The 2,042-nt window shown below is 26.5% G+C and carries 2 protein-coding genes; both read right to left on the bottom strand.

Annotated features, from left to right (window positions below; genetic code table 11):
- Positions 1-123 precede the first annotated feature (123 nt).
- Complete coding sequence (locus ACF91D_RS29945) at positions 124-681, bottom strand: sugar transferase (protein WP_325962915.1); 558 nt, start codon at positions 679-681, stop codon at positions 124-126.
- Positions 682-693: 12 nt separating this feature from the next.
- The gene (locus tag ACF91D_RS29940) at positions 694-1,899 is read right to left on the bottom strand and encodes a glycosyltransferase family 4 protein (RefSeq protein ID WP_325962916.1); all 1,206 of its coding nucleotides are present in this window, start codon (positions 1,897-1,899) and stop codon (positions 694-696) included.
- Positions 1,900-2,042: the final 143 nt, after the last annotated feature.

Raw genomic sequence — 2,042 nt, 5'->3', positions numbered from 1 at the left:
GTTCTTTCCATTGATTTCCTTTTACATTAATAAGTTCAACAACATTTCCTTGTGCTTTTAAATAATCATTTAACTGATTTCCAACATATCCATTCTTACCAGTGATTAAAATTGTTTTTCCCATTAATGTTTCACACCTTCAGATGTAATAGTGTTTCTAATCGTTTTATATATAATAAACATGTCTAATATGAAAGTTTGATTTTCAACATAATATTTATCATATTGTACTTTCTGATCATCCGTAATATCATCTCTGCCCATAACCTGTGCTAAGCCTGTTAAGCCAGGTTTTACAGTATGTACATTTTCATTAGTTCTTTTAGCAATTAAATCGTATTGATTGTATAATGCCGGTCTTGGACCAACTACCGACATATTACCTTTAATAATATTAAATAATTGAGGTAATTCATCAATTGAAGTTTTTCTAATAAAACGTCCTGATTTAGTAATGTACATATTAGCGTCAATTTTATCAGTTGCTACATCTGGTGTTTCAACTTTCATAGATCTAAATTTATAAATATTAAAGATTTTATTATTTATACCAGGTCGTTTTTGCTTAAAAACGATCGGTCCTTTAGATTCTAATTTAATAGCTATAGATGTAACGATTAATATTGGTGAAAAAATAAATACTGCAAATAAAGAACTACATATATCAAACAACTTTTTCATGGTTCTCCACCTTTATTTCAGTAAATTATAATACTTTTCTGTACTTAATTCTCTCGTATAATTCTCTTTGTAAATTTCATAGGCATTACTGCCCATTTGTTCAAATTCTTTAGGACTATTATTTTCCACAAAGTTTATAATCGATTTAAAATCTTGATTATAGACATGAAAACCAGCATTATAAGATTTTATTTGTTTAACTATATCTGTTTCTTTATCCATAATTGCGATAAGTGGTTTTCCAGCAGCTAAATATCCATAATTTTTACTTGGTACACCTAGGCCAATACCCCCAGGTACAAGTGAAGCTATGCAACAATCTGCAATATTAAGTACATCAGAATAATCTGTTCCAGTAAGAAAATCATAAACAAAGGCATTCTCTATTTTATTATTTTTAATAAAATCATCTACTAATTCTTTCTTCTTACCATGTCCACATAAAACAGTAGCTATTTCTTTATTTTCTTTAACACCTTTAAGTAATTGCATAATAGTTTCCATATCTTGAAGTTGTCCCATATTCCCACTATATAAAAGTATCTTTTTATACTTACTTTTAATATTTTTAAACTCATCATTATATACATTATCTTTAATCAAAGATTTTTCATCATACCAATTAGGTATAACATGAATATTATTTTTATTATTAGAAATTTTATTCTCTAATATATAATTTTTCATTTCAGTACCTAAAACAATAACATGTTCTGCATTTTTATAAACATGTTTATTTATATATTTCATTACCTTATCAATCATACTACCTGGTTTAGTTGCACCTGTTTTAATTGCATTATCTGGTGCTATATCATAAGCAACAAACGAGTATTTCTTCTTAAATATTCTGTGTATTAAATCAGGTATAAAAGGTAAAATTGGAGGATTAGAATAAACTAATATATGATCATATTTCAACATTCTAGGCATATTAATTAAAAACATTGTAAACAAAGAGAAAAAGTTAATTAATCTACCAACTTTAGATTTATTATCAAATTGAGCATATTTTAATCTTCTAATCTTCACTCCATTATATTTTTCTTTTTTTAATATTTTGTGTGATTTCGAGTATTCATATGGCCAACCACATATAACATCAATATTTAGACCCTTTTTCACTAGATCTTCTGCCATTTGTGTTGGCAATATTGCTGATGAAACATATTCAGGATAAAAATACTGACAAAGGATTAATATCTTTTTGGTTTTCATATTTTAACCCCCTTTTGTAGTATAAACGTTTTTTAAATTGTGATATTTCACTTCTTCTGTATTTTCAATCCAGTCAAGCTGTTCATGACAATATAATGTAACAACTTCATATTTAGATTTTAATTTCAGAACCATTATTGAGC

This window comes from Staphylococcus sp. 231237_7MaSpsaltlick (genome assembly GCF_043107035.1).
This window is presented reverse-complemented; position numbering and strand designations above follow the sequence as displayed.

Excerpts from the sequence above, each read along its gene's own strand:
- ACF91D_RS29940 (WP_325962916.1), bottom strand. The coding sequence starts at position 1,899 with ATGAAAACCAAAAAGATATTAATCCTTTGTCAGTATTTTTATCCTGAA.
- ACF91D_RS29945 (WP_325962915.1), bottom strand. The coding sequence starts at position 681 with ATGAAAAAGTTGTTTGATATATGTAGTTCTTTATTTGCAGTATTTATT.